At 53.8% G+C, this 17254-nt stretch carries 19 protein-coding genes; 2 read left to right on the top strand and 17 right to left on the bottom strand.

All coding sequences use genetic code 11. From position 1 onward, the window contains the following. Positions 1–403 precede the first annotated feature (403 nt). From BQ9846_RS14950 to BQ9846_RS14905, 11 genes are read right to left on the bottom strand one after another with little or no spacing between them, the layout of a single operon-like run. Positions 404–670, bottom strand: coding sequence for a hypothetical protein (locus BQ9846_RS14950; protein WP_075881851.1), 267 nt, complete (start codon positions 668–670; stop codon positions 404–406). Next, positions 667–888, bottom strand: coding sequence for a hypothetical protein (locus BQ9846_RS14945; protein ID WP_075881850.1), 222 nt, complete (start codon positions 886–888; stop codon positions 667–669). Before BQ9846_RS14945 ends, BQ9846_RS14950 begins: the two co-directional genes overlap by 4 nt. Before the next feature lie 12 nt (positions 889–900). After that, positions 901–1002: an antitoxin PaaA2 family protein gene (locus tag BQ9846_RS17170; protein ID WP_328585375.1), complete on the bottom strand. Its 102-nt coding sequence runs from the start codon at positions 1000–1002 to the stop codon at positions 901–903. 18 nt (positions 1003–1020) lie between these two features. Then, positions 1021–1290 carry a DUF2442 domain-containing protein gene (locus tag BQ9846_RS14940; protein WP_075881849.1) on the bottom strand — a complete coding sequence of 90 codons (270 nt, stop codon included), beginning with the start codon at positions 1288–1290 and terminating at the stop codon, positions 1021–1023. Next, positions 1283–1513 (bottom strand): hypothetical protein, encoded by a 231-nt coding sequence (locus BQ9846_RS14935; protein ID WP_075881848.1) that lies wholly within the window; start codon positions 1511–1513, stop codon positions 1283–1285. The genes BQ9846_RS14940 and BQ9846_RS14935 overlap by 8 nt, the downstream gene beginning before the upstream one ends. A gap of 15 nt (positions 1514–1528) precedes the next feature. Next, positions 1529–1798: a hypothetical protein gene (locus BQ9846_RS14930; RefSeq protein WP_075881847.1), complete on the bottom strand. Its 270-nt coding sequence runs from the start codon at positions 1796–1798 to the stop codon at positions 1529–1531. A gap of 12 nt (positions 1799–1810) precedes the next feature. After that, positions 1811–4999: a sigma factor-like helix-turn-helix DNA-binding protein gene (locus tag BQ9846_RS14925; RefSeq protein ID WP_075881846.1), complete on the bottom strand. Its 3189-nt coding sequence runs from the start codon at positions 4997–4999 to the stop codon at positions 1811–1813. A gap of 14 nt (positions 5000–5013) precedes the next feature. Then, positions 5014–5517, bottom strand: coding sequence for a hypothetical protein (locus tag BQ9846_RS14920; protein ID WP_075881845.1), 504 nt, complete (start codon positions 5515–5517; stop codon positions 5014–5016). A gap of 16 nt (positions 5518–5533) precedes the next feature. After that, entirely contained in the window at positions 5534–7555 is a 2022-nt protein-coding gene (locus BQ9846_RS14915) for an AAA family ATPase (RefSeq protein WP_075881844.1), read from the bottom strand. Continuing rightward, a complete protein-coding gene (locus tag BQ9846_RS14910; protein ID WP_075881843.1) occupies positions 7548–7871 on the bottom strand; it encodes a hypothetical protein in 324 nt (107 codons plus the stop codon). The genes BQ9846_RS14915 and BQ9846_RS14910 overlap by 8 nt, the downstream gene beginning before the upstream one ends. After that, positions 7864–9096 carry a DNA-methyltransferase gene (locus tag BQ9846_RS14905; protein WP_075881842.1) on the bottom strand — a complete coding sequence of 411 codons (1233 nt, stop codon included), beginning with the start codon at positions 9094–9096 and terminating at the stop codon, positions 7864–7866. Before BQ9846_RS14905 ends, BQ9846_RS14910 begins: the two co-directional genes overlap by 8 nt. A 112-nt stretch (positions 9097–9208) precedes the next feature. Here BQ9846_RS14905 and BQ9846_RS14900 point away from each other — a divergent pair, with 112 nt between their 5' ends. Then, on the top strand, positions 9209–11473 hold the full coding sequence (locus BQ9846_RS14900) for a DEAD/DEAH box helicase family protein (RefSeq protein WP_075881841.1): 2265 nt from the start codon (positions 9209–9211) through the stop codon (positions 11471–11473). Beyond that, complete coding sequence (locus BQ9846_RS14895; RefSeq protein WP_144049466.1) at positions 11412–12983, top strand: hypothetical protein; 1572 nt, start codon at positions 11412–11414, stop codon at positions 12981–12983. Before BQ9846_RS14900 ends, BQ9846_RS14895 begins: the two co-directional genes overlap by 62 nt. 48 nt (positions 12984–13031) lie before the next feature. On the opposite strand, the gene BQ9846_RS14890 is transcribed toward BQ9846_RS14895, so the two are convergent. From BQ9846_RS14890 to BQ9846_RS14865, 6 genes are all read right to left on the bottom strand, one after another. After that, positions 13032–13313, bottom strand: coding sequence for a hypothetical protein (locus BQ9846_RS14890; protein ID WP_144049465.1), 282 nt, complete (start codon positions 13311–13313; stop codon positions 13032–13034). Positions 13314–13383: 70 nt separating this feature from the next. Beyond that, positions 13384–14004, bottom strand: coding sequence for a hypothetical protein (locus BQ9846_RS14885; protein WP_075881838.1), 621 nt, complete (start codon positions 14002–14004; stop codon positions 13384–13386). A gap of 63 nt (positions 14005–14067) precedes the next feature. Then, on the bottom strand, positions 14068–14307 hold the full coding sequence (locus tag BQ9846_RS14880; protein ID WP_075881837.1) for a hypothetical protein: 240 nt from the start codon (positions 14305–14307) through the stop codon (positions 14068–14070). 74 nt (positions 14308–14381) lie between these two features. Beyond that, positions 14382–14681: a DUF7673 family protein gene (locus BQ9846_RS14875; protein WP_210433212.1), complete on the bottom strand. Its 300-nt coding sequence runs from the start codon at positions 14679–14681 to the stop codon at positions 14382–14384. Between the two features lie 65 nt (positions 14682–14746). Beyond that, on the bottom strand, positions 14747–16405 hold the full coding sequence (locus tag BQ9846_RS14870; protein ID WP_075881836.1) for a competence protein CoiA family protein: 1659 nt from the start codon (positions 16403–16405) through the stop codon (positions 14747–14749). Between the two features lie 35 nt (positions 16406–16440). Beyond that, positions 16441–17175 carry an LPP20 family lipoprotein gene (locus BQ9846_RS14865; RefSeq protein ID WP_075881835.1) on the bottom strand — a complete coding sequence of 245 codons (735 nt, stop codon included), beginning with the start codon at positions 17173–17175 and terminating at the stop codon, positions 16441–16443. Positions 17176–17254 lie beyond the last annotated feature (79 nt).

The following is a 17254-nucleotide window of genomic DNA, read 5'->3' as shown; positions in this document are numbered from 1 at the left end:
CCTCTAACTCATATTTCTCTAGATTATGCTTAGCATCATTTAATACCTGCTCATCGTTGTCAAACGACTCATCCCAAGAAAAGGTTCGTATTTAGTTGGCTGTTGCGCTAAATGACTTTGCAAAAATAAACGTGCATAGACTTAGAGCTACTGAACGACCACACGTCGCGGAGACTCCCAACTACCGGCCTGCTAGTCCAGGTCATGGCAGCACTCCCGCGGCGTCTCCGGTGGTCGCCCGGGCGGCCGTTTGAGATAGGGTGCCGCCAGTGTCACGGGGGCGGAACTCAAGCTCAAGGTGTAACCCGTTTGCGTTACGGCTATTTCCCGCGGGCAAAAAGCTTTGTAAAAGTGGCGTGCATCTCATCTTGCGCCAACCTGTCAAGCGTCGTGACAGCCGCTTCTACGCTGCCGGTATCCCGCAGAATTTTGAACGCGCGCTCCTTGGCGGCTTATTGCCTTGAAGGACCCAGTCTGGCTCATGGAAGCGTTTGTAGAGCCCATATAGCGCTTTGACCTCGGCGAGATGCTCAGCGGTTTCGCGCATCCCCGTATTGGCCTCATCCCGGTACCATTCGCCCATGACGCGCACAGAGAAGCCCGCTTCGTTATCGATAAAATCACGCGACTGGGATACCCCCGCTCTCAAAGCAAACGGCACTATGTTCAAGGCTGTGCTTGACGGAAATCGCGGACCGTGCCGGCCGTGCCGGTGGTCTTGCAGATAGGGCAGGTGATACGACTGTCGTCGTTCCACTCGCATTTACCGCGTAGTCGTTGTGGTCCAGCTTGGGATACCCGCCAGGTGGCAAGCACCTCGATATCAAGATCCTGAGAGTGTCCGCAATCAGGGCAGGCGATGCCCGCGAGGTGATTGACTTTTGGCATGGTTACCTCCTTTTATTTTTTTGCGAGCATCGCCTTCATCTCGGCCATCACCTGTTCGTGGGGGATACCGGGGCGCGGGTCATCGAGAGATGCCTGCACTACGACCGCTATCATATTTAATCCGGGAATCGTTTAAGTATGACAGCGGTCGTAGTGTTTGGGATCGACGTGATACTTAAACAATTCCCGGATTAACCCCTCATCGCTCAAATCCTCCTCCACCTCCGGCCAGTGGATGCCTTTGACGTTGAACGTAAAGTGCTGACGCTGGTTTGGAGCTGCATCGCGCAGGCAGGCATACCGGGCATAGGGGATTTGCAAGCGCCAGCCATTGGCGAAATCTACCACAAACACCTCAGCATCGGCCTCGACGTTCACGATCTCGGGGGCTGCGTCACTCATCGTCTTCTCCCTGGACAATCACATCCAGCACTTTACCACGGCCAAATCGGGCTTCGGCACTCTCCCAGATATCGCCCACGGTGCCGCCTTTGGGGTCGAGCATCGTGGTCGATTTGCCGTCCGTGAACTTGATCGAGAAGCGGCGCATCTTGCCAGTGGCCACGCGGCCTGACTCACCGCGCTCGGCCATGATCCGTTCTTTTTCCTCGGCGCTTAATGCCATCTTGCTTCCTCGCTGTTATGGATTTTCCAGAACCGACACAAACGGGTGTAGCGCATCATCTTGAGCTAACTCTTCACGGACGGCGTTTAAGATCACATGGCGCATCCAGGCTTGGCGTGAGGAAAACCCTTTTTTGGCCGCCACGCGAGAGGCGAGATTGAGCAGGTAAAACTCTTGCTCGTTAAAGCGCATCAATACGCCCTCGGTTGGCTTACCCTTGAGGCATTGTGATAGCGCCTTCTGGTGCTGGTACACCACAGACTGTTCGCTTGTATTCTCTGCCATTATGGGCACCTTTTATGTGTCGATACGCTTGTAAATCAAAGGGCGAGACTTTCTTGATAGGGTGATCTCCATGGCTTCGTGTTGAGCAAGCCAAGCGGCCCACACGATGACGTCATGGCGGGTCAACATTTTCTGATGCCTGGGAAAAAGAGACATCAGCTTATCGACAGGCAATCCTTCGTCCTTTTCATTCAGCCAGTTGAGCGCATCTTGCTGAAGGGCATTGATATCGTCATCACTTTCTTTGTTGAGTGAGCGCGACCAGAAAAGTGCCGACGGTCCTTCCCCCTGCAGGACAACCAGAGGCCCGCTTGGCTCTATTTGGCTGGGTGCCCTACCATAGTCGGCTTCAAGCTTCCTTCTGATTTCGCGTGCTCGCATCGGGCGCTTTTTTGCCTGAATCATGGAATCAATCGCCGCCACAATCTCACTTTTGTACACGACTTTCTTGTTAAGGCGGTCGGGTACCGTTGAGGTGAGTGGCGATGAAGGGTCATGGCTTTCCGCTTCATGGTCACGAAATACAGGAGGCGGCGTATGCACAGCCGGGGAAGAGGGCTGTTCATCGCTCTCAGCCGGAGGATTAGGCTTCGTCCTCGCTTCCTCAGCGTCGGACACGCCGCTGCTCTGCTCTTCCTTCTCGACTTTTCCTGACGATGAATCCGCTTCCTCGTTGATACTGGCGTCAACGCCGTTTAAGTCTCCCAGATCCTCATGCCAGTAGACCGCATCGAGGCCGTTACCTCTGAGCTTGATTAACCCTTGGTCCTCCAAAATCTGGTTTTGGTTGACGCCGACAATATCGCGCTGCTTCTTTAATTCTTGGAGCATTTTGCGTGCCGTCAGCGGCCGTCGCTGTTGAAGAAAAAGGCTCCGGTAAAAATCATACACATGCTGGCGATTCTCTGTGTCAGGTGAGTCCGTCCATGGACCGTACTTCCAGATAAAGCGCCCCATGTAGCGGACATTTCGCGGACGCTGGTTATAAAGAACCACTTTAAGCATATTGGGAAAACGATCCGCTGTGACATTAGGGTGATCCCACTCATCAGGCCAACGTAACCCAGTGAGATAGCCATTTTTCTTCAATTTGGCGAAAAGCGCTGTCACAGAAAATTGACGCTCTGGGTGAGACGCCAGCGTTTTTTCAATAAACGCGGTGATCTCAGCCGCTTTTTGATCGGTGATACCGATTGCGCGCGCATGGCGCATCGTTGCGATCATGGATTTGCCTATTTTGACCGGGAAATCCTCATCATCTGTCGAGAGGTAATTCGCGTGGACAGAGATGATCCAATTATGAACGATGGACTTTGGGTTAGGATGATCAGATGCGTCGGGACGAATCGCCGCAAAAATTTCATCAGCATCGTGAAGGGGTCGAGGGCTTTCTCTCAATAACTCAATAAAGCGCTTACGCTCTTGTTTAGCGCTTGAATCAGTATCAATCGCGTGAAGTGTTGCGCCATCCCGTGCCATCCAATATAGCATCAGGCATTCGGAGACCAAGGAGGTCGTGACGGGCGGCCATCCTCGCAAGGTGAACTGGGTAGGAATTCGGGAAGTGGCCGATTCAACGTCCAGCCCGTCGAGCATGGGGAGAACGGTATCGGTGATAAACTGAGATTCCACGGTGCCGTCTATTCCCTTTGGGAATGGCGCCAGCAATATTTCAGAGGGCATTTCGGCACGAGGTACCAAAGGGCGTGAAAAGAACTCGCCGGGATACACCAACGCCATTGTCATCGTGGTTTTGTCGTGCCAAAGCGGTTGCTCCAGAATGCTGATAAGGCTTTTGACATCCACCTCGTTTAATTGCTGTGGAGTCACGATAAGGAGCTTTGACCATACGGCAAGAGTGGCGCTATCACACTGGTCGCCTTGAGCAATTCCAGCCAATCCCTTTTTAAGTGTTAAGAAAGCGCCGATCTGGTTATGAATACGCAGCCATTTTTTCATGTCGTCCGAAGCATGGGCGTCTGAAAGCTGTGTGAGCCTGGGTTGAAGATCGCTAAACACTCTCAGCATGATGGCCGGCATATCACGCCTTGCGTCGGCTTCTAATTGCCGGATACGCTCCCGCGTTACGTTATGCAACTGCCCAACATCTTCCAGGGTTAATCCTTCGGCGCGCTTGATGAGTATATCCACGCCCCGGCCACATTTAGCGCGCTCTTTTCCCGTTTTGAGCAGGATATTCGCCGCGTCTTTGATGGCATTGAGGCCGTTGAACACAATGTCGACAAGGTTCTCGCCGTTTATGTCGGTAATAGAGGGCAGTGCAGCGTTGACCTTTGATTCATCAGCGGCATGACCGATATCGCCTTCTACACCCCATGGGTCGCTGAAGGAAGGGGAGGCCGAGGAACTGTTCTGATAAGAAGCAAGAGCCTTCAGCAAATTTTGAAGCGTCGTGATGCCCGAATGTTTCCAACTCAAATAACTCCGAATAGAGAGGGTGCTGAGTTTGGCTGGGCTTGTGATACCTTCTCGGATAAGTACATTGTGAGTGCGATTAGCAAAGTGCGGCATAAAGGGTGTCAGGCTGTCACACCAAGGGGGTATTGCTGCAGCGATATCCTTGCAGCCCATGGCAACACTTTCTTGACTCTTCCATCGGACGTGCGTTAATACGTTTTCGCACACTTGCTGATAGTGCGTTATGGCGATTTTCTCTGCGGTTTCCGTCGTCAGTGTTTCCCAGTGTTGGCGGAAGTCGGAAAGGGTTTCAATGCCTTTTTCCACCATCTCGTCAGCGACATCCGGTGCATCCTTGAAGACTTGTTGTAGCTGACGATCCGCCTGCATCCTGGGGGGGTGCATCCCATGTGGGCGCCCATCTGTCATGCTGTCGCTATCGGCCATCGGTTTATCGACCGAAGGAGAGGTGGGCGTTGCGCCTAGTGGTTGCCCGTCCAGCCCCACGATCTCGTCAAGAGGATATGACAAACGTTCAAGAATGGCGGCTGTGATCGGACAGACCGCTATGCCGCTGGCCGCTGCATCCAGTAAGGCATCCGTGTGGCAAACAGCCGCCCACTCTTTTTTGTCGGATAGCGTGTAGTCGGAGTAGAGCACCACACCCCGGTCGTGGGAGTCCATGAATCGACGCAGGCCATCTGCTGTCTTTAAAACAGTGGAGAGTTGAAGCCCACGTTCGCCGTGGAGATAGAAATAGGCGTTAGTCACTATCCCTGTCATGCACACCTCCTGTCTTAGCGGTCTTGGCTTTCGTCTGCCTGAGTCTCGGCAATCAACGTCTCGCTGTTCTCGATGAAGTCCAGTAGTGTCAGCGAGGATTGGTTCTGCATGGCGTCTTCGTGCCACATTTGCATCTTAGCAATCCCCCATTCTGCATAACGGCGGACTACCCGTGTAAAGCGTTCCTGGGCGACTGCCTGGGGCGCCAGCAATGACACGGTATCGGAGAACGTCGCGCCCGTATCGCCACTATCGAGTGAGCCGATGTTGATATACGTTTCGCTATTGGCTTCATTGGCGATGGGGAGCAGGGTGTCGCCGTTTGCCCTGATCGCCAAAATGCAGGCAAAGCGCAACACATCGATTTCTCGCTGAAAGGGCGGGACATCCCCACTGTCAAAAGTCGCGTCGGCGTCAGATAGCGATTTCATCGTCATGCGTGCCCGAGGAGACATGCTGATAGTGCTGCCGCGCTCCTGTTTAACCTCATCCAAGGCTTGAGATTTTTCGTTGTCCATGGCCTCTCTCTCCGAGTTAAAGGGCTTCAAAACGCGAACTGTTTTCACGATCGTCTTTCCGGATGAGATAGGACTTGCCCACCTTGTCGGCAATCCGGTCATACATGGCGCCATCAATTTCGCCATTGTGATAAAACATGGCGACCTGATGGGAGTGCTTGGGCAGGTATTCGAGAACCTTCAAGCGGTGAGTGCTATCCAGGCGTCCTAGCGGGGTATCCATGATAAGCGGCCCAATCTTGCGGCCAATTTGCCCCAGGGAAATGATCAGAGAGAGAGCGAGAATCTGTGTAGCGCCTGCAGACGGCACGGATACCGGGTCACCGGCATCATCAATAATGGTCATGCAAAAGGTGTCTTTGGCAATCTCAACACGTTCGTGATGCGCCTCATGCGTCATGGCGGCGTATGCATGACTGGTGTATTCCTCAACTTTCTGGCGCATAGCTTCGGCCTGGCGCTCACGGGCTTTTTCAATGACGGCTTCGATTTTTTCCAGCCGTTTAACCACTTTGCGGGCTTGCTTGGATTTTTCATTTTGCTCAGATTCTTGCTGAAGCTTGTCATCTAGCTTTTGAATCTGCTGCTCGTTGCCGGCCATTGTCTGCTTTAGCGTCTTGATCTTGTTTTCAAGGACGCCAATTTCTTTTGAGTAGGCATGACACGCATTGCGTAACTTCGCAATCTCCTCTGGAGACTTGTGCGTATGGTGATGGTAAAGCGCTTCAATGGCACTTTCGGCGCTCGACTTTTGGTCCTGCTCGTCGTCAATCGTCTCTAGCAGGCTCATGTAGCGATCCTTCACAGGCGTCAAGTGACTCAGCAGTCCCTGTATTCGATTTCGTGTACTGATCAGACCTTCAAGCTCGGCCTCATGAGACGCCTGCTGGTTACGGTCGGCATCGAGTTCATCGATAAGGCGAGCAAGGCGCTCACGAGCATGGGTGTCGGGCGCTTGATCGCAGACCGGACACTGATCATTGGCGAGCACCTCACGGCGCAGTGATTCTAAATAATCCTTTTGTGTGGCGTTTTGTGACGCCCGGGCGAGACGGTCGGTGCGCTGGGTGACGGTATCGCGATACTGCGCTAACCCTTGTAGCGCGAGATCATGCCATGCAAAGCCCCCGTACTGGCTTAGCGTTTCACGATGCTGCTGAATACGAGCGGTCACGGTATCCAGGTTATTCTTTTGGACGCTTAGCTGATGCTGAATACGCTCGTCCTCAAGATGCTTTTCCAGTTCGTTGCTCGCCTTATGGTAGCTTTTCTGTACCTGATCCAGGGTGTCATCCATTTCATCAGCTTCGCTCTCAAACCGTCGATTATCCTCCTGCATGGCATCAATCAAGGCGGCGGTCTGTTCGGCGCGTTGCCCCTTGGCCAGGCGCGTTGAGACTTTCCGGCCTCTGTTAGTGGCACTCTTGACGATGCTCTGCGCCTTACTGATCACGGGTAAGCCAAGAACCCCTTCGATGGCTTTTGCCAAGGCTCGGTTTTCCATCTGTGACGCACTGACTAAATCCCTGTATTCATCCAGCAACTCACCATCGAATAAAAAGAAGCGTGCCAAGATGGGCGGGGCAATTCGGCTGATAAAGCGCTCAGACTTGTCCTGATCAAGTACGTTTTTGACGCCGTTCTCATCATATTGTGTAACCGTAAAGGCGATTTCCATCTCGCTCATATTGGCGGGTGGCGTTTTGGGGTAAAGCCAGTCCGCCCGGCGCTCAATAATGATCGGCCGCCCGTTGTAATGCCCTGCAATCGTGACCGACATAGGGTGGTCAGCCCCAGAGCGCAAGGCCTTCCTGTTGTAAAGCGTATAGGGGTCAAGCAACCGGTCTCTACTACCGGCGATTTGGTTAAACAGGCACCATTTCAAGCCGTTGATCAGACTCGTCTTGCCTGCCGTGTTATCACCGGAGACCATCAACATATTGCGTTGGCCGCTGGGGAAGTCCAGGCGATGTTCGCCGTAGTACCCGCCGACGTTCTGAACAATGACGTGGTTAAATGAAAGGGTAAGCTTATGCATGTGGCTCCCTCCCGACTTCGCCATTAAATTGATCGAAAAGGTCGGCGCCTTCGCGTTCAATCAAGCTTCGCGCTTCCGATTTTCCTTGCTGAACGGTATCGCGCCCCAGGGTTTCATCTTCGATGACCGCTGCCACCTTATAAAGATGGCGAACGTCAGACCAAAGCGACTCGGCATCTTCGGGCGTGTCCGCCATCTCACGACAAACCGCTTCAAGCGTTTCAAGCGCGATATCTCGGCTCGATACTTCTTCCAGCGGGCGCTCGCTTTCCGCTGCCAGTGCATCAAACGCGGCGGGGTCAAAGTTCTCATCCATTGTCGGCCTCCTTGGTACAGGCTTGATCGGCTATATCATTGATGGTGTTGTCAGTCGTTTTCTCGGTCTTGGCGGGTTTCTTCTGTCGCTTTTTACCCCCATCCGGCGGTAGGGCGATATCATCGGTATCATCGAATGAGCAGGGGGCTGTTAGGGTGTAAGACGTTATGCCCGGTCGGACAACATCGGGCGCTTCCGGTAGAAAACGCGATTTTCCGCCTTGCACATAGTCCCACTCCAACTCCGTGCCGGCCCAGGATCTCCCCAGTTCCTCACACACACGTCCGGTTAAAAATGAGCCAGAAAAAGGATCAAATACTTTATCGCCAGGGTCGGTCAGCATCCGAATAAAATACTCGGGAAGTTTGGCGGGAAAGCGCGCTGGATGAATCGGCAAGTCGTTTTCACGACAATATGCCGAATACGCGGAGTTGCTCTCGGTATTGGCGATGGCTAACAAATTAGAGGGAATGGCGCCTTGCTGGCGCTGGGAGAAACCCTGGCTGATATTGTGCCCGCTGGGCCGTTTGCGCCCCTCGTAACCATCTTCCAACAGTTTTTCCATGCGACCGGAGTAGGGCGATACGACCCGTTTGTTGCTCGCTTTTGGATAAGGTGACTTGGATAACCACCAAACGCAATTCACCGCGTCTTTTGGGCGTACTCGGCGAATGGTGACCCACTCGGCCGGGCTTGGGAGCTTACTTGGGTTGTACCAGAAATGCTCAAGACAGAGATGGAAGCCGTACTCCTTCACTAGCATGGTCAGAAGATCAAAGTGATATAGCGAACGTGTCGGCTGCCCCTTGACCCATGAACCGCCGATATCAATCACCAGGCTTCCGCTCTCCCTTAGCAGGCGGTGCATTTCCTGCGCAAATGGGCGGAACCAGTCGCAATAGTGGGTTGAAGCGGCGTTGCCGTACTCCTTTTTACGCACCAGCCCAAATGGCGGGGAGGTTATGATCAGATCGTGTGAGGCTTCAGGCTGTGCTTGCATGTACGTCAGGGCATTGCAGTGGTACAGGGTGCCATAGGCTGTTCGCTGCACCGGATTTAGTGGTTGCGCCCGAGCCGCCATCAAGGTTCGCTGGATATTTTTATCACGCACCTCCAGGGCATCGAGGTACGCTTCCGGGCTTTCGTAACCCGATTGACGCGCCATGTGCTGAAGCGCTCTAACGGCCCCGGGGGTCAGCCCCTGCAAGTCCTGTGGCGGTGACATATCAGACCTCCTTGTCCAGGTTGTGTCCAGTGTAATTTGTGCTATATATGATATGATATCACTTATAGCGTGGCCCGTCGAAACACGCAAGGACTCACTAGGGGAAGATTACATGGACATGGATAAGCCTTATCAAAACGACGCCACCACTTTAACCTCATCGAATCTACCGACGTTTACCGACCACGCCTGGCAGCCCTCTTATCGAACGGGCCGCGATGATCTGGCGACCGATTTCTATGCCCCCGCCATGGCGCGCGCCACGCGCATCGAGCGAACATCAGGGTACTTTCGTTCGACCGTGTTTGCCTTGCTGTACGAACCTCTACAGGGGTTTCTTGCCCGTAATGGGCACCTCTCTATTCTTTGCTCCCCTTATTTGTCACCGGATGATACCGAGACTTTTCATGCCTTGCTGCGCCAGCGTAATGATGGCCAAGAGGCCTTAACCGCGTTTTCTCGGCAGGCGTTTCTGTCCGAGGTGAAGGCCCTGTTCAATGGCGCACACGGAGACTGGCACCAGAAAATTTTAGGTGGAATGGTGCGCCATGGCTTTCTGGATATTCGTATTGGTGTGTTGCGCGCAGGCAATGGGTTGTTCCATGAAAAGCTAGGGGTCTTTCATGATGCCCATGGTCATCGTATAAGCTTTAAAGGGTCGGTCAATGAAACGTTTAGCGGCTGGGGGTTGCAGGGCAACATTGAGTCGATTGATACCTTTTACAGCTGGTTGCCCGAAGATGCCCCGCGTGTCGATGATCACCACAAGGATTTCCTGGACGTGTGGGAAGGACGCTATCAAAAGGTAAGCACCCTGACGTTGGGGGAGGCGATTGATGCCGCCATTCTCGAAAAAGCACCGGACGACCCTGAAGAGGCGCGGGCGCTGCTGGCGCGGTACCAATCTTATCGTGCCAAGAGCGGGGTGCGAATCGTCGGCGTGATGCACCCGCCCGACAACGCCGCCAAAACGCTTACCCTCTCAGAACAAGAGGACGACCAAGCTCCTGACAAGACCAACCAATGGCCAAGCGGTCGTGTCGCCGCACCCCATCAAGCCGTGGCAATAAAGGCTTGGTACGAGGCCGGGCAACGTGGCATCTTTGAGCACGCCACGGGCTCGGGTAAGACATTTACAGCCCTGCATATCATCCGTGACCATTTGCGCCAGCAAGGCGTTGTGCTTATCGTCGTTCCCAGCACCCTCCTGATGAAAGGCTGGTTTGCTGAGCTATCCCTTGAAATACCGGATGCCAATGTCGTTCGCGTCGGGGGTGGTCACAATCGTTGGCGCTCCCCAGGGGATCTTGAGTGGCGAATGCAGCGCCCCTCTCAGAAGCATCCGTTGGTCATGTTAGCCACCATGCAAACAGCGGCCAAAAAAGCCTTCCGGGACCGATTACGTCGTCTGAGTAATATCCTGCTGGTCGCTGATGAAGTGCATCAGTTGGGCAGCGACCTTCATCGCCAACTGCTTAATCTGAACATGGGGTCACGCCTTGGGTTGTCCGCGACACCAGAGCGATTCGGCGACCCCGACGGCACGGCGATCTTGATGCATTACTTTGGGGGTATCGTCGGCGCCCCTTTTACCTTGTCCGATGCCATGAGCGCTGGGCGCTTGACGCAATACCACTACCATCCCGAGACATTATCGCTCAACGCAGAAGAAGCCGACGCCTGGGAAGAGCTAACCGAGCAGTTACGGGAGGCGATACAGAAGGGGCCGCGTGATGAAAACGGCAAGCCACAGGATAATCAGCGCACACGGTTGTTAAAGATCAAGCGCTCTCGCATTGCGAAAAAAGCCGCGGCAAAAACACGTATTGCCAAAGAGATTATTGAAGCGCATTACGCACCGGGGCAGCACTGGCTTGTGTATTGTGAAGATCAGGAGCAATTAGGAGAAGTGGCGGCTGCCATTGCGGAAACGGGGATTGCCCCTTGGGTGTATTACGCGGATATGGCGGGCGACCCGGATGCCACCCTGGCGGCGTTCCGGCGCCATAGCGGCGTTATCGTGTCTATACGCTGCCTGGATGAAGGCGTGGATATTCCTGAGATTTCTCACGCCATCATTCTCGCATCTAGCCAGAATCCTCGACAGTTCATTCAACGTCGCGGGCGTGTATTGCGACGCTCCCCCGGGAAACATCGCGCCCACATTTGGGATGCGCTGGTTTTGCCCCCTGATACGGAAAATGATATCCACGGCTCGTTGACACGCTCTGAGCTATTGCGAGCCATTGAGTTTGCTGAACATGCCGCTGACCAAGGGGGGGGCGCTTCCCGCTTACGCACATTAGCAGCATCGCTTGGCCTGTCTGTCGATGAAATATACGGCCTGGCGGAACCGGATACCGAAGAGGATGAATGATATGGATGTTGTTGAGAGCCGGAATGAAACGGTGGAAGCGTCATTTAAGGCGTTCAATGAAATGATCAAGCCGGTGATTAAGCGCAAAAATGCCCGCCTGCGCACATGTGGTTCACGCGATGATGTGACGTATCATCCTGCAACAGGGCGCCTTCCCAATGCAATGCTTAGCAAGCCAACGCGGTGGATTGTGCGTATTGAAGGCGATCTCGATAAACCCGACGACCTGAACACCCATGCCGAGCGGTGTATCGGGAGCTTTAATCTTAACGGAGGCGCGGATTTAATCGGTGTGCGCGTATTGCTTTTACATCGCCGCACACCAGATGACCCTTGGGTGGCGGTGCCGAAATACGAGCATCGGCTATTGATACTGTCCCGCCCGCCATTTCCTACCGGATCTTCAAGTAACACGGTCCATTGCATGTCAGCGGCACACCCGCTTAAAACAGGAGAGAAAAGCCCCGACTGCGAAGATGAAGAGCCCGCACGGATCGGAGAGCCTGCTCCTTTAAGTGATGATCTGTGGTTGCAGCGCCGAAATGGCCCTGCCCAGCAGGTCTGCGTCGAAGCATCTCTATTGCTGTCACCCCCCACAGGGAGTATCGAAGGGCTTTCCCAAGCCCATCAGTGTTGCCTTGAAGAAGAGCTTCTCAAGGCTCTCACGCAATGGTCACCATCTGTCTGGCGGGGAGAGAAAAGCAGCAAGGCAGCGATGTCTTTTGCGCGGGCATTTGATGCACTGGAAGCGCCCGCGCTGGCCGAGACAATAGCGGAAGGCAATATCGCTGCGCCCGAGACGCAGCGGGAAAAGGAAATCCCCCCGGATACACTCAGGCGCGCTCGCAAAGCGCTTCGGGATGGTTTTCAGCGGTTTGTCATCGTATCCCTGGAGCCTTCGCTTTCTTACGCCTTGGGCGATATGCTGGCCTCACATTTAGAGGTGCACCCCGTTCAGGTTAGCCGCTTGCACGCGATGGGGGATGATCTCGCGTATTCAGAGCACAATGATATAGCGTCGCTTGTACCATCGGCATGCTGGATACTACACACCGCGCGACAACAAGAGGCATTGAGGGTGCTGGACAGGGCGCGCGTGGATCAGACTGTCATTTGGCTGACGATTCCGAACGCGTTTGATGAGCTCAGTCTGCTCAAGAAAGCCTATACCCAGAATGGTATTGAAGTCCCCGACGAATCGGCTTTACGCCTTCATGCCCTGCTCCGAACAGCCAAGATCATGAAAGCGGAAACGGCCGGCGCTATGACATCACGCATCCTGGGGGAGTTCTATCAAGTATGTCTGCATCATGCCCCGCATACCGATTGGCAGTCCCTGACAGATGATACCGTTCGTCAAGTATGGGTCGATGCCTTGGTGATGCTTTTTCCCTCGATGCTGGCAGGGCTGCCCCTTGAAACCCGATTGACGCTACTGACTCAGCTGTGCGAGCAGCTAGAAATTCCTGCTTCAGAAGAACGCCTGTTAAAGACTTTACTGACTGAGTGATTCTCTAGCGCTTTGACGCACGCTCCGCTCCTATGCCGAGACAGCCGCTTAATGCACCCGCTCCAACAACGGGTTTCTTGCGGCTGGCGCGACATCCCCATTAGCTGGCGCTGGCGCCGTCGTGGAGCGAATGGACGCCTCGGCAAAGAACTTCGCTTGGAAAGCCGCCCACTCCTTGAGGATCTTGGTCAATCGCTGCTTTTGTTGAGCAAGGGCGTTTTCCGTCTCCCAGGCGGGCACCCCGGCGACATACCGGCCCTCTACCGGGCAGCCGGCCCACGGACTTGCGCTGGTAAAACCCTTCCCACAGGCGCGGGCTGTGCTCGACACATAGAGGGTGACCGTATCTAGGCATTTTCCGTTAATCAGGGATAGTCTTGCGCCAGCGGGGAGGGGATACTCACGCGCTATCCTCCTCACTTAACGCCTTCGCCAGCGCGAGATCTAGGTTTTCCGCGTCTACCTCCATCGTTTCCGGTTCGTCCCACTCTGCTAACGCCAGCACTTCATCTTTTGTGAGCGCTAATCGGCTTTGAAGGCGGGCGGCATAGCGGTCAGGTCGAATCGGATGGTTAGCATCAAAAGGCGCCATGATCGTAGCACGCGCGTAGCAGTTGTCGTTTTCCTCTAGCCCCTCTAGTGCAATGTCATTCGCTTGTGCCAAAAGCGGCGTAATGCCGTCACCAGCCGCAACGATGGGGGATTGTGTCTTAACCCATGCCCAGTTTCGGTATTCGCCCTCTCCCTCGCGCACATACGCAATTACAATAGCCTGCCAATGCCTCGGCGTGCTGGTGGCCACCGTGTACGCCGCCTCGATTTTTTCCTGCGTAGCTATAGCTAAAAGATTGAAGCCGTGGTGCTTGTCAGCAATCGGATCACCCGCCTCGGCTCTTGCATGGTCGATGTAGCGCCAGCTATAGACCAACCGCGTCATTTGATGCAGTTTGTTGCGCTCACGCGCCGATATTGGTTTGTGTTGCGCTTTGACGTGCTTGCGAGCAGGCTTCTTCTTGGCCATGCGTTCTTCTCTCCTGGCTATCGAAAAGCAACTATATCAGATAGATAGGTGTAATTGGCCGCGTTATCTTTGCGTTGATTTCTGACGCTGGCGCTGAGTACCTCGCCAGCGGCGATAGTGCCCGCGGGCTTTCTGGCAGGCATCTTCTAGGTGTTTGAAATCGTCGCTGGCACCGCCAATGTGAACGGGTGCCTCAAAATAGAAACCGCCAAAAGCCGATTCGACGACACGATAGCCTGGGGGGAGTGTGTGCTTGGGGTTTTGGGGGTCAAGCTCTGGGGCATTGGCCTTGGGCATATCCATTGTGCGCTCCTGCGGGTGTATTCATGGGCAGTATCGCACGGAGTTGGCATCGACCAAGGCCGGAGAGAAGGGGGTTAAGCGTGGCTGCGCCAGCGCGTCCATATCAACTTCATTTCATCACCATATCCAAGCTCGTCGGGATAAACCGAATGCTCACACAGCCATTGGAAAACCTTTGTGCAAGCGTCCGCCAGCTCAGCATCAAGCCCCCACAGGTCAGTGATCGCAAATCCGCCATTTTCGTCAGGGTTGTGCCAAGCCAAAAGGAAGTCCGCGCAGACTTTGGCCTGTCCGGTATCGGTTTGCGCAACCGAAATCAGCGCTTCCAAGGCTGTTTTCGATGATGGATCAAGTTTGATGTGGTGAATTTTCACGTTTTTTTATCCCTTTTCCGTTTCGTTATTGTCACGCACTATGTTGCCATGCTGGGCAACCGCAGTCAGGTCGACGACGAGGTGAGTTGAGCAGGTGAAGCGGAAACACTTTTGACGCGAGGGTAAATCGAGGCAAGCTCAATATCATCAGTGTTGAGAATATAGATCGTCGGCTGTCCGCATTTTAAACACTGATTGGGGGTAACGGCATACCCGTAAGCCGCTCGGCAATGGCAGCAAAAACTGAGGGCTTTGGCTCCACTTTCTGCATAAACCGTGAGTTGTGCCGCGCAATATTCAGCGTCTTTGTTGCGTTGATCTCGTGTCGCCTGTCGGCACTCTTGTTGTTTCGCATGGGCCTCTTGTGCTTTACGGGCTTGCTCTAATGCCGCTTTCCTTATCTGTTCTTCAGCGCGTCGGTTTTTTTCATATTGAGCAATCCAGTACGCTATGGAGTTACCACGGACAAAGAAAACAGGCTTATCCGCGTGCTTTGTCAGCAAGTTTGCCTTGGAGGCTGCAAGATGATCGAGGTATTGGATAACGACGCGATACGGCGAAATAATAGCCCTATTCTCTTGATGATCGAGAAACCAAGCTCCTTCTTCGCCATACCACTGCTGGCGATTTTTGCCTTGCTTTTTGTAGTCACGTTTCATCTTATCGAGTCGACTGACCCAAGGCAGAAGGGGGTATTCGCTTTCAAGGAAGGCTAAGACTTCCGGCACAGTAATACGCTGATTGATGGACTTCTTGAATATCAAACCAAACACGACCTTGGCCTGCCAAACAAGCCGATGAACCGAGAAAATCCAGTCGTTTTTTTGGGGAATATCCCATAGCGGCATAACCTTGTTGGCATCTTGCGCCTTGGGGTGCTCATTGAGCCTACTGGCGAGCCATGAGGTTGCTTTCGCGTATCTTTCATCGCACCGTAAGACGGCTTGCCTTTGCTCAACTGTTTCGGAGGTTTGCATCACGGCAAGCTGTTCCAATTCTTTTTGGAAGTCCCTTCGTTTTTGATCTTGATAGCGCATAAACTGTTGCGCCTTTTGCTGCGCTATCCATTCTTCTTTTGCCTTGGCTAGTAGCGCATCTTTTGCCTTCTGTATCGCAGGCGAGTGGTCGTATAAGGAACAGCGATGCCATTTTCTCGGCGCGTCGTGTAGCACCGCTTCACTCACCGCCGCCACGTCTAATGTTGTTTCCTTATATAACCCTCTTAAATCAATCTCTATGACGTTATTAAGCCCTTGCGCTTTGTTATCCTCGACCTCGTGGGTAACGCGAATTTCAATGAAAACAGGGATGCCGTTACCTAGTAGCTTGGCTGATACGTCTGGCACCCATTGTTCCACCCGCTGTTCTTGAACAATGTGAGTTAGACCAGCTCGCTTTTCGGGAAATACGAGCGTATCGCGGTGCGTTAACCCTTGATAGGTCACACTAACGGGCTTTTTTTTCGCAGCGAGGGTGACATACCCAGCCTCTTGAATGATCTGTTTTGCCATTCGGTGCAAAGCTGTTTCGTAACCACCAGGGCATTCAGGCGCATTGTGATGGGCAAAAAAGCACAAACCCGACTTTTGCATTCGTTTAGCAACCAGCGAAGCACCGCAGCTGGGGCAAAAACACCCACACGCTAGCCCGCGCGGCACATCGGCTGGTGCCACCATTTCGCCGTGTCGCTCACCGAATGGAACACGCAACTCCTGTATTGGCATACCCTGGTTCCTTCAGCAAATTGTCCGTGATCCTGCTAACGCGACTCTTGCAGTGCCCTCACAAGCGCTTCATCGGGCATTTCGCCGTCAATCGGGGTCACGCGGCGGCGGCTTTGCTGATCCGACGGGGCGTTTTGTTCTGACGCCTCAGACTCAAATGCTGGGGTGTCGCTCACACGGGCCATTAACTGATCGTATTGCGACTGCATCGCCTGTGCCGCTGATTCGTCTTGGCGTGAAAACTCTGACAACGCGCGATTAAACTCAGGGTAGGGCAGTTTCAACAGGGTATAGACTCGATACCCTTCACGACCGGATTGAATCACACGATCCACGTCCTCAGCACCGGCTACGTCCACGCTGTCGATGAAGGTATTAACGATACTCTTAAAGCTCGCATCACTATCACCGGCCATTGTTGTCTCAGCCGACAACACTTGGTCGATCTCTTGCGCCATATCGCGGCGAGCGTCGATATTGGCTTTTTGCAGCGCCAGTGAAATCGACTCACTGGTGCCAATACCGGCACCATAAACGCCTGTGGCGTCTGGTGAGGGCTTTTTCACGATCCAATCCGGTAGGGTTTCAATTACGTCACTCTGACGCGACTCCCTCTCAGCCACACGCTGTTCTGCGCGTTCGTGCAAGGCTGCTTCACGATCCAATGCCTTCTCTGTGGCGGTTTGCCCCGCGCAACCGGCAAGCATCAGCATCATGCTGGCACCACCTACAAAAACGGAACGGCAAAGCAGTGTCCGGTTATGGCCCATCGTGACTTCTCCTTGTAAAGTTAAAGCTAAATTGAATGACGGCGAAGCACCCACGCTGGCGTGCCTCACCGGAGGTTTT

The organism is Vreelandella massiliensis, assembly GCF_900155385.1.
GTDB classification, from domain to species: domain Bacteria; phylum Pseudomonadota; class Gammaproteobacteria; order Pseudomonadales; family Halomonadaceae; genus Vreelandella; species Vreelandella massiliensis.
This window is presented reverse-complemented; position numbering and strand designations above follow the sequence as displayed.

What these genes read in the sequence shown, in the direction of transcription:
- BQ9846_RS14910 (WP_075881843.1), bottom strand. Translation starts at nt 7,871, where the DNA reads ATGGATGAGAACTTTGACCCCGCCGCGTTTGATGCACTGGCAGCGGAA.
- BQ9846_RS14945 (WP_075881850.1), bottom strand. Translation starts at nt 888, where the DNA reads ATGCCAAAAGTCAATCACCTCGCGGGCATCGCCTGCCCTGATTGCGGA.
- BQ9846_RS14930 (WP_075881847.1), bottom strand. Translation starts at nt 1,798, where the DNA reads ATGGCAGAGAATACAAGCGAACAGTCTGTGGTGTACCAGCACCAGAAG.
- BQ9846_RS14870 (WP_075881836.1), bottom strand. Translation starts at nt 16,405, where the DNA reads ATGCCAATACAGGAGTTGCGTGTTCCATTCGGTGAGCGACACGGCGAA.
- BQ9846_RS14920 (WP_075881845.1), bottom strand. Translation starts at nt 5,517, where the DNA reads ATGGACAACGAAAAATCTCAAGCCTTGGATGAGGTTAAACAGGAGCGC.
- BQ9846_RS14900 (WP_075881841.1), top strand. Translation starts at nt 9,209, where the DNA reads ATGGACATGGATAAGCCTTATCAAAACGACGCCACCACTTTAACCTCA.
- BQ9846_RS14885 (WP_075881838.1), bottom strand. Translation starts at nt 14,004, where the DNA reads ATGGCCAAGAAGAAGCCTGCTCGCAAGCACGTCAAAGCGCAACACAAA.
- BQ9846_RS14925 (WP_075881846.1), bottom strand. Translation starts at nt 4,999, where the DNA reads ATGACAGGGATAGTGACTAACGCCTATTTCTATCTCCACGGCGAACGT.
- BQ9846_RS14880 (WP_075881837.1), bottom strand. Translation starts at nt 14,307, where the DNA reads ATGGATATGCCCAAGGCCAATGCCCCAGAGCTTGACCCCCAAAACCCC.
- BQ9846_RS17170 (WP_328585375.1), bottom strand. Translation starts at nt 1,002, where the DNA reads ATGATAGCGGTCGTAGTGCAGGCATCTCTCGATGACCCGCGCCCCGGT.
- BQ9846_RS14865 (WP_075881835.1), bottom strand. Translation starts at nt 17,175, where the DNA reads ATGGGCCATAACCGGACACTGCTTTGCCGTTCCGTTTTTGTAGGTGGT.
- BQ9846_RS14905 (WP_075881842.1), bottom strand. Translation starts at nt 9,096, where the DNA reads ATGTCACCGCCACAGGACTTGCAGGGGCTGACCCCCGGGGCCGTTAGA.
- BQ9846_RS14915 (WP_075881844.1), bottom strand. Translation starts at nt 7,555, where the DNA reads ATGCATAAGCTTACCCTTTCATTTAACCACGTCATTGTTCAGAACGTC.
- BQ9846_RS14940 (WP_075881849.1), bottom strand. Translation starts at nt 1,290, where the DNA reads ATGAGTGACGCAGCCCCCGAGATCGTGAACGTCGAGGCCGATGCTGAG.
- BQ9846_RS14935 (WP_075881848.1), bottom strand. Translation starts at nt 1,513, where the DNA reads ATGGCATTAAGCGCCGAGGAAAAAGAACGGATCATGGCCGAGCGCGGT.